The sequence below is a fragment of the Arthrobacter sp. P1_A5 genome (assembly GCF_056406825.1).
Genome location: NZ_JBFTZL010000100.1, coordinates 1 through 13,617 on the forward strand (window position 1 = coordinate 1; position 13,617 = coordinate 13,617).

Here is a 13,617-nt window from a genome sequence, read left to right on the forward strand (position 1 = left end):
CCAGAACACCGTCCGAGCGCCCTTGATCCGTTCCGCGAACGCCGCTGCCGAGACCGGCCCGATGTCCAGCCCGATGCCCTGGGCTCCGAAGCTGCCCGACTCGATGGCGTCGGCCGCAACGGTCTCGTGCTCGGCGTCGGCGGCGAACTTGCCCGCCACCACAACATCGGTGGGCACGACGAACTCGGTACCGGCGTCGGCGGCGCGCTTCAGGTAGTCCTGGACGACCGGGATCTGGTCCTCTTCGAGCAGGCTGCCCGCGACCTTGTGACCCGCGGCGGCGAGGAAGGTGAACAGCATGCCGCCGCCCACCAGGATCGTGTCCGCCTTGCCCAGGAGGTTGTCGATCACAGCGAGCTTGTCGGAGACCTTGGAACCGCCGAGGACAACGACGTAGGGCCGCTGGGTGTCCGTGGTGAGCTTGCGCAACACCTCGACCTCCGTGCGGACAAGGTCGCCCTGGTAGGACGGCAACCGCGTGGCGACGTCGTACACGCTGGCGTGCTTGCGGTGCACCGCACCGAAGGCATCATCGACGAAGGCGCCGTTGTCGCCGGTGAGGGCGACCAGCTCGTCCGCGAAGGCGCCGCGCTCGGCGTCGTCCTTGGAGGTCTCCCGCGCGTCGAAGCGCACGTTTTCCAGGACCAGCACTTCGCCGTCCTGCAGCGCCGCGGAGAGCTCCTTGGCCGACTCGCCGACGGTGTCGGCGGCAAGTGAGACCTTGAACCCGGCAAGCTCTGCCAGCCGTGCGGCTGCGGGCTTGAGGGAGTACTTCTCCTCCGGGGCGCCCTTGGGGCGGCCGAGGTGTGCTGTGACCAGCACGCGGGCACCGGCGTCCGTGAGCTTCGCCAGCACTGGCAGGGAGGCCTTGATGCGGCCGTCGTCAGTCACTGTAGAGCCGTCGAGCGGCACGTTCAGGTCACTTCTGACCAGAACGTACCGCCCGCGGACACCATCAGCGATCAGTTCGTTGAGGGTGTGAAATGTCATGAGTCTTACCCTAGCCCAGCTTGGACGCTACAAGCTCCGTGAGGTCCACGAGGCGGTTGGAGTAACCCCACTCGTTGTCATACCAGGACACAACCTTGACCTGGTCGCCGATCACCTTGGTCAGGCCGGAATCGAAGATGGACGATGCCGGGTCGCCGACGATGTCGGAGGAGACGATCGGCTCGTCGGTGTAGGTCAGCAGGCCCCTGAGCTCCTCGGTCTCCGATGCTGCCTTGAGGGCGGCGTTGACTTCGGCGACCGTGGTCTCGCGGGAAACCGTGACGGTCAGGTCCGTGGCGGAGCCGGTGGGAACGGGCACGCGGATGGCGTAGCCGTCGAGCTTGCCCTTGAGCTCCGGCAGGACCAGGCCGATTGCCTTGGCGGCACCGGTGGAGGTGGGCACCATGTTGATGGCGGCGGCGCGGGCGCGGCGGAGGTCCTTGTGCGGGCCGTCCTGCAGGTTCTGGTCGGCGGTGTAGGCGTGGATGGTGGTCATCAGGCCACGCTCGATGCCGAAGGCGTCATTGATGACCTTGGCCAGCGGGCCGAGGCAGTTGGTGGTGCAGGAGGCGTTGGAGATGATGTGGTGCGTGGCGTTGTCGTACAGGCCGTCATTGACACCCATCACGATCGTGATGTCCTCATCCGACGCGGGGGCGGAGATCAGGACCTTCTTGGCGCCGGCGTCGATGTGCTTCTGCGCATCGGCGGCCTTCGTGAAGAAGCCGGTGGACTCGATGACGATGTCGACGCCGAGCTCGCCCCAGGGCAGCTTCGCGGGGTCACGTTCGGCGAGGACCTTGATGATGTTGCCGTCGACGACGATGTTGCCGTCCTTGACCTCGATGGTTTCGGCCAGGCGGCCGCCCACGGAGTCGTACTTGAAGAGGTGAGCGAGGGCTTCCGGGCTGGTGAGGTCGTTGACCGCAACGATCTCAAGGTCTGCGCCCTGTGCGAGGGCGGCGCGGAAGTAGTTGCGGCCGATACGGCCAAAGCCGTTGATGCCAATACGGGTCGTCACGTTTTCAGTCTCCTTGGTGCTCTTGCGAGCACGACTAGTTGAGAAGGCGTTCAAGCCAACTAACAGATCCCGCACGCCATTGGGCAGAGATAATTACCAGATCGGAGGGCGACCAGCCACATTGCTGAAGGCTAACCGCCTTCCGTGATCCATCTTACGTTTAACCGGGACTGCCCCCGCAAGTGCAGGGGCAGTCCGTCCACATTTCGGGCCGAAGGGCCCGTAATGTGAGGTTTGTTACAAACAGAAGTCGATTCCGTCACCCTGTGCAGGGTATAGGGACCTGCCTAGAGGGTGATGAGACCCGTCGCGTTCTTGCGCGCGGCGTCGAAGCGCTTGGCGACGTCGGCCCAGTTCACGATGTTCCAGAAGGCCTTGACGTAGTCAGCCTTGACGTTGACGTAGTCCAGGTAGAAGGCGTGCTCCCACATGTCCAGCATCAGCAGCGGGGTGGTGCCGAGTGCGACGTTGCCCTGCTGATCGTAGAGCTGCTCGATGACCAGGTTGCCGCCGATGGGCTCGTAGGCCAGGAAGCCCCAGCCGGAGCCCTGCAGGCCCAATGCCGCGGCGCTGAACTGCGCACGGAACGCGTCGAACGAGCCGAAGGCGTCGTCAATGGCCGCCGCGAGCTCGCCCTCGGGCTTGTCGCCACCGTCCGGTGAGAGGTTCTTCCAGAAGACGGAGTGGTTGATGTGCCCGCCGGTGTGGAACGCGAGGTCCTTGGAGAGGCGGTTGATGTTGGCGAAGTCGCCCTTTTCGCGCGCCTCGGCCAGCTGGGCCAGAGCGTTGTTGGCGCCGGCCACATAGGCGGCGTGGTGCTTGCTGTGGTGCAGCTCCATGATCCTCGCGGAGATGTGCGGTTCCAGCGCTGCGTAGTCATAGTCGAGCTCGGGCAGTACGTACTCGGTCACAAATTCCTCCAATGTCGTGGACGGGTTGTCCGGTTCGGTAACTCTTTCGATCGTGCATCCGGATGCGGGGCATCCGGAAAATTGCGGTGGGTCCAACCGCGACAACCAGCCGCGGCTCCCGGATATTTCATTCCCCGGGATATTCCTGCTGTTGATTCTAGGGGCGGGCTAGTCGTCGAGCATTTCCGGCGTCACATTGGCTTCCGTGCCCGGGATGCCGAGGTCCTGGGCCYGTTTGTCCGCCATGGCCAGCAGCCGGCGGATCCGGCCGGCGATGGCGTCCTTGGTCATGACGGGGTCGGCGAGCCGGCCCAGCTCGTCCAGGCTGGCCTGTTTGTGCGCGACCCGGAGCTCACCGGCATACTTCAGGTGGTCCGGGACGTYGTCGCCCAGGATTTCCAGGGCGCGGTCCACCCGGGCACCGGCGGCCACGGCGGCCTGCGCGGAACGGCGCAGGTTCGCGTCATCGAAGTTGGCGAGCCGGTTGGCCGTGGCGCGGRCTTCCTTGCGCATGCGGCGTTCTTCCCAGATCATCAGCGCGTCGTGGGCACCCATGCGCGTCAGCAGCGCGGCGATCGTGTCGCCGTCGCGGATCACCACGCGGTCCACTCCCCTGACCTCGCGGGCCTTGGCCTGAATACCCAGGCGGCGGGCGGCGCCGACGAGGGCCAGGGCCGATTCGGGGCCGGGGCAGGTGACTTCCATGGCCGAGGAGCGGCCGGGCTCGGTGAGCGAGCCGTGGACCAGGAACGCACCGCGCCAGACAGCTTCGGCGTCCGCGGCGGAGCCGTTCACCACTACCGACGGAAGGCCGCGCACGGGCCGCCCCCGCGCGTCCAGGAGTCCGGTCTGGCGGGCGAGGGCCTCACCGTCGCGCACCACCCGCACCACGTAGCGGCTGCCGCGGCGCAGGCCGCCGCCGGAGACGACGATGATCTCGCTCTGGTGGCCGTACACCTCGGCGATGGCGGCGCGCAGCCGCCGGGCGGTCGATGCGAGGTCGACTTCGGCCTCGATCACAATCCGGCCCGAGATGATGTGCAGCCCGCCGGCGAAGCGGAGCATCGCCGATACCTCGGCCTTGCGGACTGAGGACTTCTTGATATCCAGACGGGAAAGTTCTTCCTTGACTGATGCTGTCAGTGCCATGGCACCTTTCCTAACTATTCCCGAAAATATCGTGATACGCCGTCGCCAGCCGCAACGGATCGTGGACCGGACGGCGACCAGACGCCCCCACTTTACCCAAGACCACCTCGGCACCGAGCATTCCTGCCGCCGCCTCGAAGTCGGGCAGGTTCTGCACCGACGCCGGGTCGGCCAGGATGACGTCGATCGTGAACTCCGGCGCATATTCGCGCAGCACCCGGAGGTGGTCGGCGGCGGACATGCCGGCCGTCTCCTTGGTATCTGTGGCCAGGTTCATGGTCAGGCACCGGCGGGCAGCCGTGTTGGCGAGGGCCTCGCGCATTTCGGGCAGCAACAGGTGCGGCAGCACGGACGTGTACCAGGAGCCCGGCCCGAGGATCACCCAGTCGGCCAGCTCGATCGCCGTCAGTGCCTCGGTGCAGGCCGGAGCGTTCTCAGGCAAGAGCCGGACGTGCTCCAGGGACCCTGCCACCGCGCACTTGGCCTGGCCGGTGAGCGTCTGCAGTGCCGTGGCGCCGTCCGGGGCGGTGACCCGGACCTGGCCCTCGATGGTCAGCGGGACGCTGGACATCGGCAGGACTTCGCCGCGCGCGCCGAGCAGGGCGCCGGCCCACTTCAGGCCTGCGACGGTGTCGCCCAGGAGCTCCCAGAGCGTGACGATCAGGAGGTTGCCCATCGCGTGCTCATCGAGGGAGCCACCGCGGCCTTTGCCGGGGGCGAAGCGGTGCTGCATGACGTCGCGCCACGTGCGGCCCCAGTCGGTGTCGTCGCACAGCGCGGACAGGGCCATCCGGAGATCACCGGGCGGCAGGACGCCGTACTCTTCGCGGAGCCGGCCGGAGGATCCGCCGTCGTCCGCGACCGTGACGACCGCGGTGAGTTCGGAGGTCAGCAGGCGCAGGGCCGACAGCGAAGCGGAGAGGCCGTGGCCGCCGCCGAGCGCGACGACGGACGGGCCTTTGTCCTGCTGGCTGGCGAAGGCCGCGCTGGCGGGCGGGACAAGGGGCAGCGGGCCGGTCAGCAGCGCCATTACTCGCGGCCCAGGTCCCGGTGCGTCGTGGTCACCGTGACGCGCGGATACTGCGCCAGCCTCCGGGAGAGCTCGACGGCGACCGCCACGGAGCGGTGCTTGCCGCCGGTGCAGCCCACGGCGATGGTGGCGTAGTGCTTGTTCTCCCGCCGGTACCCGTCCAGGACAGGTTCAAGGGCCAGGACGTAGCGTTCCACGAAGTCGCTGACGCCCTGGGCCTCCAGCACATAGTCGCTGACGTCCTTGTCCAGTCCGGTGTGCGGGCGCAACTGCGGCACCCAGTGCGGGTTGGGGATGAAGCGGGCATCGGCCACGAAGTTGGCATCCACCGGCAGCCCGTACTTAAAGCCAAAGCTCATGACGTTCAGCCGCAGCGCCACCGGCCCGGTCTCGCTGAAGAGCTCGGTGATGGCGGTGGCGAGGCCATGGACGTTGAGGGAGGACGTGTCCAGGACGATGTCGGCGGTGTCCTTCAATTCACGGACCAGCTCGCGCTCGGCGGCGATGCCGTCCAGGATCCGGCCGCCGCCCTGGAGCGGGTGGGGCCTGCGGCCCTGCTCAAAGCGGCGCACCAGGACGTCGTCGTTGGCGTCGAGGAACAGCACGCGGAAGCTCACGCCGGTGGCTTCCAGGGCGCGGAGCGCCGCGCGCATGTCGACGAACAGTTCCTTGCTCCGGACGTCCATCACGACGGCGAGCTTGGACATGGAGTGCGGCGTCCGGGACACCAGTTCGGCGAGCGTGCCGAGCATCTGCGGCGGCAGGTTTTCCACGACATACCAGCCATGGTCCTCGAGGGCGTCCGAGGCGGTGCTGCGGCCGGCTCCCGACATTCCGGTCACCACGAGCAGTTCAGCCTCGACGGGTTTGACGGGTGTCATGCCGTCCGCATCCGTCTCGGATCCTGCCGTCGACTCTGCCATCAGTGAAGCCCCATCTCTGCCTGTGCGATTTGCTGTTTGTCAGGTTTGCGCGCCGGCCGCGGTGATGCCGCTGCCGTGCCGTACCCAAGTCTTTACCCTAGCTAAGTTTGGCGGCACTAGCTAAGCGTCGAGGATTTCGCCGGTGGTCATGTTGACGGCAGGAACCGGGGCGGCTTCCTCGACGCCGCCGCCAGCGAAGTGCCGGACGATCGCGGCGGCGAGGGAGGGGCCAATCCCCTTGGTGCCGGTGAGTTCGTCCTGCGTCGCGGCTTTGATCCCCTTGACGGAGCCAAACTCCGCCAGGAGGGCCTTGCGCTTGGATTCGCCCAGCCCGGGCACGCTGTCCAGGGCGGAGGCCGTCATGGCCTTGCCGCGCTTTTGCCGGTGGAAGGTGATGGCGAAGCGGTGGGCCTCATCGCGGATCCGCTGCAGCAGATACAGGCCGGCCGAGGCGCGTGGCAGGATCACCGGGAAATCGCTGTCCGGCAGCCACACCTCTTCGAGCCGTTTGGCCAGGCCGACCACATACACGTCCTCGATGCCGAGCTCTTCCAGCGCCCTTGCGGCGGCATTGACCTGCGGTTTGCCGCCGTCGACGACGACGAGGTTGGGCGGGTAGGCGAATTTGCTCCGCGGTGTTGGCGTCGTGGAGTCCGCGACCGCCGCGGCGGTTGCCGCGTCCAGGGCGGCCTGGTGCGCCGGTTTGGCCGCGGCCGCCGCCTGCTCGTCTTTTTCTTGAAGATAGTGCCGGAACCGCCGGGTCAGCACATCATGCATGGCCGCCGTGTCGTCGGTGGCCGCGGCCCCGGTCACGGCGAACTTCCGGTAGTCGGACTTTTTCGGCAGGCCGTCCTCGACCACCACCATGGAGCCGACCACGTTGGTGCCCTGGACGTGTGAGATGTCGAAGCACTCGATCCGCAGCAGCGCCACGGGAAGCTCGAGCGCTTCCTGGATTTCCTGCAGGGCCTGGGAGCGCATGGTGAGGTCGCCGGCGCGCCGGGACTTGTGAAGTTTGAGGGCGTGCTCGGCGTTTTCACGGACCGTGGACAGGAGGGCGGCCTTGTCTCCGCGCTGGGGCACGCGGATGTCCACCCGGGCCCCGCGCAGGCCGCTGAGCCATTGCGCCAGCTCCGGGGCGTTGCTGGGCTCGGCAGGCACCAGCACTTCCCGGGGCAACCTGCCCTGGAGCCCGGCTTCCTCGCCGTAGACCTGCTGGAGCAGGTGTTCGACCAGTTCCGGGGTGGTGGAGTCCTCGACTTTTTCCACCACCCAGCCGCGTTGGCCACGGATCCGTCCGCCCCGGACGTGGAAGACCTGCACGGCGGCCTCGAGCTCGTCTTCGTGCAGGGCGAAGACGTCGGCGTCCGTGCCCTCGGCCAGGACGACGGCGTTACGTTCGAAGACCTTCTTCAGCGCCACGATGTCGTCCCGCAGCCGGGCCGCGCGTTCGTAGTCGAGCTCGGCGACTGCCGCGGCCATCTCCCGTTCCAGCCGGTTGACGAAGGGCTTGGCTTCGCCGCCCATGAACGTGCAGAAATCCTCGGCCAGGGCGCGGTGGTCGGCCGCGGAGATCCGGCCGACGCACGGCGCGGAACATTTGTCGATGTAGCCGAGCAGGCAGGGCCGGCCGCTGGCTTCGGCGCGCTTCAGCACCCCGGCGCTGCAGCTGCGGACCGGGAACACGCGCAGCAGGGTGTCCATGGTGTCCCGGATCGCGCCGGCGGTGTACGGGCCGAAGTACCGGGTCCCCTTGCGCCGGTCGCCGCGCAGCACCTGGACGCGCGGGTACTTCTCCCCCATCGTCACGGCGAGGTACGGGTAGCTTTTGTCGTCCCTGAACATCACGTTGAAGCGGGGCGTGAATTCCTTGATCCAGGTGTATTCCAGCTGCAGCGACTCGAGTTCGCTGCCCACCACGGTCCATTCGACGCTGCTGGCCGTGTGGACCATCGCATAGGTTTTGGGCATGAGCCCGGCGGGATTGGCGAAATAGGTGTTCAGCCGGGCACGGAGGTTCTTGGCCTTGCCGACGTAGATGACCCGGCCGTGCGGATCGCGGAAGCGGTACACGCCCGGATTAGTCGGAATTTCACCCGTCTGGGGTCGGTAACTCGCTGGATCTGCCACACATCAAGTCTACTGAGCCGCCGGCGGTGCCGTTGCACGTGCACCGCAGCATGCCGGGAGCAGGAAGCTGCGCGCTATTCGGCTGACTTGCTCTGGTTGTAGCTGGTGGAGCGTTCCTGGCCGCTCAGGTCCGCGATTGCGTCCATGATGCGGTCCGTGACCTGGCGGCGGGCCGGCAGGGAATGGTCCGGTCCGGTTTTCTCGAAGTACAGCGGCTCGCCGACCTTCATGGTGAAGTGCTGCGGTTTGACGGACTTGCTGTCCGCGGGCTGCAGGTGTTCGGTGCCGATCAGGCCCACCGGGATTACGGGCGCGCCGGTGGTCAGGGCCAGCCAGCCGACGCCGGTGCGGCCGCGGTACAGGATGCCGTCGCGGGAACGGGTGCCTTCGGGATAGATGCCCACGCCCTTGCCGGAGTCGAGGATGTCCAGCAGCGTTTTCAGCGCCTGGACGCTCGCCGCCTGCTCGCCGCGTTCCACCGGAATGGAGCCCACAGCCTCGAAGAAGGACTTCATGGCCTTGCCTTTGATGCCGCCAGTGGTGAAGTACTCAGCCTTCGCGAAGAAGGCCACGGGCCGCGGCATGAGCGCCTGGACGATCACGCTGTCCAGGAACGAGAGGTGGTTCGGTGCCACGATGAACGGTCCGTCCTTGGGCACGTTTTCCAGGCCGATGACCGTGGGACGGCACGTGGTGGTTACCAGCCCCCGCGTGGTCCAGCGGATTGCGTCAAACATTGCCATCGGTGTGCACCTCGTTCAGGGCTGTGGTCCCCGGGCGTTCGGAGAGCCGGTTGATCGTCGCGTGAAGCGCCTCAGTGTTGTGCACGATCTCGACGGCACCGGCCGCGTGCAGTTCGCCGTCGGGCGCAAACCCCCAGCCTACGCCGATGCAGTCCAGTCCGTTCGCAGCGGCCCCGGCGACGTCCTGCGCCCGGTCCCCCACCATCACGGCCCGGCCGGCGGCCGCAGGGTCCGCGGCAGCGAGGTCCGAGAGCGCGGCGGCGACGATGCCGGCCTTGCCTTCGGGAACAGAGCCTGCGGGAACGGAGCCGTCGGGCACCGAGCCCGCTCCCGGGCTGGCGGCCTCGTCGGCGGCGGAGCCCCGGATGCTGTGGAAGAGTCCGGCGATGCCGTGGTGCGCCAGGACAGTGCGGGCAAGCCCTTCCGGCTTCTGGGTCGCGACGGCGATGGGCCGCCCCGCGGCCACGAAGTCCTCGAGGAGGCCGCGGATTCCCGGGTACAGCCTGCTCTGCGCTATTCCTGTGGATGCGTAGTGCGCGCGGTAGATGCGGATGGCGTCTTCCAGCTGTGCGGCCGGAACGCCGGCGATTTCCGTCAGGGAATGGCTGAGCTTGGGCCCAATCATGGCGTCCATCCGGGACTTGTCCGGAACCGGCAGGCCAAGCTCGATGAGGGCCGCGGCGATACCGTCGGTAATACCCCCGGCGGGATCGACAAGAGTGCCGTCAAGGTCGAAGATCACGGGCACTGTTGTATGCGTCACCGGCTTAGTTTCTCACGAGTGTGCTGTTGCCAGAAATTCGCATGCTCCTACGGGAATACATCGGGAATACATCACGCGATACATCAGCGGATACATCCGGTGAAAACCCTGCGGGGCGGGGACGCGCGCGGCGGAAGCTTACCTGCCCCGCCGCACGGTCCCTGGCGGCCGGTGTTCAGGCGAGGAGCTCGGCGAGGAACGCGGCCGTGTGGCTCTCGCTCGACTTGGCCACCTGCTCGGGGGTGCCGGAGGCGACCACAYGGCCGCCACCGGACCCGCCGTCGGGGCCAAGGTCCACGATCCAGTCGGCGCTCTTGATGACGTCGAGGTTGTGTTCGATCGTGATCACCGTGTTGCCCTTCTCCACGAGGCCCTGGAGCACCATGAGGAGCTTGCGGATGTCCTCGAAGTGCAGGCCCGTGGTGGGCTCGTCCAGGACGTAKACGCTGCGSCCGTTGGARCGYTTCTGGAGCTCGGCYGCGAGCTTCACGCGCTGGGCCTCGCCGCCGGARAGCGTGGTGGCGGGCTGGCCCAGCCGGACGTAGCCRAGGCCGACGTCGACGAGCGTGTTGAGGTGCCGTGCGATCGGCGAGAAGGCCGCGAAGAACTCGGCCCCTTCCTCGATGGGCATGTTCAGCACGTCCGCGATGGTCTTGCCCTTGTAGTGGACCTCCAGGGTTTCGCGGTTGTACCGGGCGCCGTGGCAGACCTCGCAGGGGACGTAGACGTCCGGCAGGAAGTTCATCTCGATCTTCAGGGTGCCGTCGCCGGAGCAGGCCTCGCAGCGGCCGCCCTTGACGTTGAAGGAGAACCGGCCCGGCAGGTAGCCGCGGACCTTGGCCTCGGTGGTTTCGGCGAAGAGCTTTCGGATGTTGTCGAACACGCCGGTGTACGTGGCCGGGTTCGAGCGCGGGGTGCGGCCGATGGGGCTCTGGTCGACGTGCACCACCTTGTCCAGGTGTTCGAGGCCCTGGACGGACTTGTGCCTGCCGGCCACCTGCTTGGCGCCGTTGAGCTTGTTGGCCAGGACCTTGTAGAGGATCTCGTTGACCAGGGTGGACTTGCCCGAGCCGCTGACGCCGGTGACGGCGGTGAAGAGGCCCAGCGGGAAACTGGCGTCGATGTTCAGGAGGTTGTTCTCCTTCGCCCCGACCACCTTGAGCTCGCGCTTCTTGTCGTATTTGCGCCGCTTCTTCGGGATCTCGATTTTCCGCCGGCCGGAGAGGTAATCGCCGGTGAGCGAATCCGTGTTTTCCAGCAGCTCCTGGTAGGACCCGGAATGGACCACCATGCCGCCGTGCTCGCCGGCGCCCGGTCCGATGTCCACCACCCAGTCGGCCTCGTGGATGGTGTCCTCGTCATGCTCCACGACGATCAGGGTGTTGCCGAGGTCCCGGAGCCGGGTGAGTGTCTCGATCAGGCGGCGGTTGTCCCGCTGGTGCAGGCCGATCGAGGGCTCGTCGAGGACGTACAGCACGCCCACGAGGCCGGAGCCGATCTGGGTGGCCAAACGGATGCGCTGGGCTTCGCCGCCGGACAGGGTGCCGGAGGGCCGCTCCAGGTTCAGGTACTCGAGTCCGACGTCGAGGAGGAAGGTCAGGCGGGCCTGGATTTCCTTGAGGACCTGGTGGGCGATCTGGGCCTCGCGGCCGGTGAGGACGAGGTTTTCGAGGAAGCCGGCGCATTCCCGCATGGGCAGCGCGGCGACCTCGGCGATTGACTTTCCGTTGATCAGCACCGAGAGCGACGCAGGGTTCAGCCGGGCACCGTTGCAGGCCGGGCACGGGACCTGGCGCATATATTCCTCGTAGCGGTCGCGCGCATAGTCGGAATCGGTCTCGCCATGCTTGCGGTGGACGTACTGCACGACGCCCTCAAAGCCTGTGCTGTACTTGCGTTCACGGCCGAAGCGGTTGCGGTATTGCACCACCACCTTGTGGTCCTTGCCGTGCAGGACGGTCTGCCGGACGCCGGTGTCGAGCTTCTCCCACGCCGTCGTCATGGAGAAGCCGAGTTCCTCGGCCAGGCCGGCCAGCAGCCGGTTCCAGTACTCCGTGGTGGCGGTGCCCAGGGACCACGGCGCAATGGCCCCCTCGGAGAGCGAGAGCTCCGGGTTGGGGATGAGGAGTTCCTCGTCGACCTCCAGCTTGGTGCCGATGCCGCTGCACGCGCTGCAGGCGCCGAAAGGGTTGTTGAATGAGAAGGAACGGGGCTCGATCTCGTCGATCGCCAGGGGGTGCTCGTTGGGGCAGGCCAGGTGTTCTGAGAACGCCCTGATCCGCTCGGGATCGTCTGCTTCGAGGTCGACGAATTCGGCCAATATGCGGCCCTCCGCCAGTCCGAGGGCGGTTTCGACCGAGTCGGTCAGGCGCTGGCTGATGCCTTCCTTGACCACGAGGCGGTCCACCACGACTTCGATGGTGTGCTTGAACTGCTTGCCCAGCTTCGGCGGATCACTCAGGTGGACGAGCTCGCCGTCCACCCGGGCCCGCGAGTAGCCCTTGGCGGTGAGTTCCTTGAAGAGGTCCACGAATTCGCCCTTGCGGCCGCGGACGACGGGTGCCAGCACCTGGAAGCGGGTGCCGTCCGGGAGCTCGAGCAGCTGGTCGACGATCTGCTGCGGGGTCTGCTTGGTCACGGGCTCCCCGCAGACGGGGCAGTGCGGCCGGCCCACACGGGCCCAGAGCAGGCGCATGTAGTCGTAAATCTCGGTGATGGTTCCCACGGTCGAGCGCGGGTTCTTGGACGTGGACTTCTGGTCGATGGACACCGCCGGCGAGAGGCCTTCGATGAAGTCGACGTCGGGCTTGTCCACCTGGCCCAGGAACTGCCGGGCGTAGGCGGAGAGGGATTCGACGTAGCGGCGCTGGCCCTCGGCGAAGATGGTGTCGAACGCGAGGGAGGACTTTCCGGAGCCGGACAGGCCGGTGAAAACGATCATGGCATCACGCGGCAGGTCCAGGTCCACGTTGCGCAGGTTGTGCTCGCGGGCGCCCTTGACGACAAGGCGCGTCATGTCCGGACGCTTCAGGACGGGGCGGGACGGGGCCGCATCCCGGACTGCCAGCGGCTCGACGGCGGAATGGACTTCAACGGCTGGATCTTCAGCTACAGCTTTAGGCACGAATCTAATGCTAATCGAAAACTTCTTCGAAAAACTATTCCGCGCGGCACGGGCGGCGCCGGATGTGCTATTGGCGGTCGTAGGCGGCGGCCAGCAGCTGCACGGCCTCGGCGAAACTGGCGCCCTGGGCTTTGGCGGCCGCGGCGAACTCGGCGGCGGCGGCGGACAGCGAACTCCAGGCGGCATCGCGGGCACACACCACGGTCCCGTTGCGACCCTTCGTCACTACGACGCCGGCGGCCTCGAGTTCCTTGTAGGCCCGCGCCACGGTGTGCGGGGCGACGCCCAGTTCGCCGGCGAGGCTCCGCACGGCCGGAAGCCTGGTGCCCGGCGCGAGTGTGCCGTTGTCGGCGCGTTCGATCACGTAGAGCCGCAGCTGTTCGAAGAGCGGGACGGAGCTGGCCGGATTGGTCCGCCAGGATCCGGGAAAACGCTCCCCCGCGGCGTCCGCGGGGCTCACTGTTCGGCCTCCTGGACGGCCGGGACCTGTTCGCGGCCGGCGAACTGGGCGTCGTACAAATCCTTGTAGAGCCCCTGCCGGGCCACCAGCTGCTGGTGGGTGCCGTGTTCAACGATTCGTCCGTGGTCCATGACGAGAATTAGATCAGCGTCCCGGACCGTGGACAAACGGTGCGCGATCACGAAGCTTGTGTGACCGTGCCGCAGCCGCTCCATGGCATGCCGGATCTGCACCTCAGTGCGGCTGTCGACGGAGCTCGTCGCCTCATCCAGCACCATGATGCTGCGCCCGGCGAGCTGCGCCCGTGCGATCGAGACGAGCTGGCGCTGGCCCCGGCTCAGGGAGTCGCCGTCGTTGCCGAGCATCGTGGCGT

12 protein-coding genes are annotated in these 13,617 nt (G+C 67.1%); all 12 read right to left on the reverse strand.

Annotated features, from left to right (window positions below; all coding sequences use genetic code 11):
• Nucleotides 1–990, reverse strand: a 990-nt coding sequence (locus AC1D1S_RS13665) for a phosphoglycerate kinase (RefSeq protein ID WP_476994707.1), incomplete at its 3' end; no start/stop codon positions are given.
• Nucleotides 991–1,000: 10 nt separating this feature from the next.
• Entirely contained in the window at nt 1,001–2,011 is a 1,011-nt protein-coding gene (gene gap, locus AC1D1S_RS13670) for a type I glyceraldehyde-3-phosphate dehydrogenase (RefSeq protein ID WP_028276841.1), read from the reverse strand.
• A gap of 287 nt (nt 2,012–2,298) precedes the next feature.
• Nucleotides 2,299–2,922: a superoxide dismutase gene (locus AC1D1S_RS13675; protein WP_243177729.1), complete on the reverse strand. Its 624-nt coding sequence runs from the start codon at nt 2,920–2,922 to the stop codon at nt 2,299–2,301.
• 168 nt (nt 2,923–3,090) lie between these two features.
• Entirely contained in the window at nt 3,091–4,071 is a 981-nt protein-coding gene (whiA, locus tag AC1D1S_RS13680) for a DNA-binding protein WhiA (RefSeq protein ID WP_476994708.1), read from the reverse strand.
• A gap of 10 nt (nt 4,072–4,081) precedes the next feature.
• Nucleotides 4,082–5,101 carry a gluconeogenesis factor YvcK family protein gene (locus tag AC1D1S_RS13685; protein WP_028276839.1) on the reverse strand — a complete coding sequence of 340 codons (1,020 nt, stop codon included), beginning with the start codon at nt 5,099–5,101 and terminating at the stop codon, nt 4,082–4,084.
• Nucleotides 5,101–6,024: an RNase adapter RapZ gene (gene rapZ, locus AC1D1S_RS13690; RefSeq protein ID WP_018773001.1), complete on the reverse strand. Its 924-nt coding sequence runs from the start codon at nt 6,022–6,024 to the stop codon at nt 5,101–5,103. Before rapZ ends, AC1D1S_RS13685 begins: the two co-directional genes overlap by 1 nt.
• A 120-nt stretch (nt 6,025–6,144) precedes the next feature.
• Entirely contained in the window at nt 6,145–8,154 is a 2,010-nt protein-coding gene (gene uvrC, locus AC1D1S_RS13695) for an excinuclease ABC subunit UvrC (protein WP_476944054.1), read from the reverse strand.
• A gap of 74 nt (nt 8,155–8,228) precedes the next feature.
• Nucleotides 8,229–8,897: a lysophospholipid acyltransferase family protein gene (locus tag AC1D1S_RS13700; protein ID WP_026266350.1), complete on the reverse strand. Its 669-nt coding sequence runs from the start codon at nt 8,895–8,897 to the stop codon at nt 8,229–8,231.
• The gene (locus tag AC1D1S_RS13705) at nt 8,884–9,660 is read right to left on the reverse strand and encodes an HAD hydrolase-like protein (protein WP_476994709.1); all 777 of its coding nucleotides are present in this window, start codon (nt 9,658–9,660) and stop codon (nt 8,884–8,886) included. Before AC1D1S_RS13705 ends, AC1D1S_RS13700 begins: the two co-directional genes overlap by 14 nt.
• 175 nt (nt 9,661–9,835) lie before the next feature.
• The gene (uvrA, locus tag AC1D1S_RS13710; RefSeq protein ID WP_476994710.1) at nt 9,836–12,784 is read right to left on the reverse strand and encodes an excinuclease ABC subunit UvrA; all 2,949 of its coding nucleotides are present in this window, start codon (nt 12,782–12,784) and stop codon (nt 9,836–9,838) included.
• 67 nt (nt 12,785–12,851) lie between these two features.
• Nucleotides 12,852–13,244, reverse strand: coding sequence for a GntR family transcriptional regulator (locus tag AC1D1S_RS13715; RefSeq protein WP_028276835.1), 393 nt, complete (start codon nt 13,242–13,244; stop codon nt 12,852–12,854).
• On the reverse strand, nt 13,241–13,617 hold a 377-nt coding region (locus AC1D1S_RS13720; RefSeq protein ID WP_476994711.1), incomplete at its 5' end, for an ATP-binding cassette domain-containing protein. The genes AC1D1S_RS13715 and AC1D1S_RS13720, both read right to left, overlap by 4 nt.

Coding starts and splice junctions, on each gene's coding strand:
- AC1D1S_RS13685 (WP_028276839.1), bottom strand. CDS start 5,101: ATGGCGCTGCTGACCGGCCCGCTGCCCCTTGTCCCGCCCGCCAGCGCG.
- rapZ (WP_018773001.1), bottom strand. CDS start 6,024: ATGGCAGAGTCGACGGCAGGATCCGAGACGGATGCGGACGGCATGACA.
- AC1D1S_RS13700 (WP_026266350.1), bottom strand. CDS start 8,897: ATGGCAATGTTTGACGCAATCCGCTGGACCACGCGGGGGCTGGTAACC.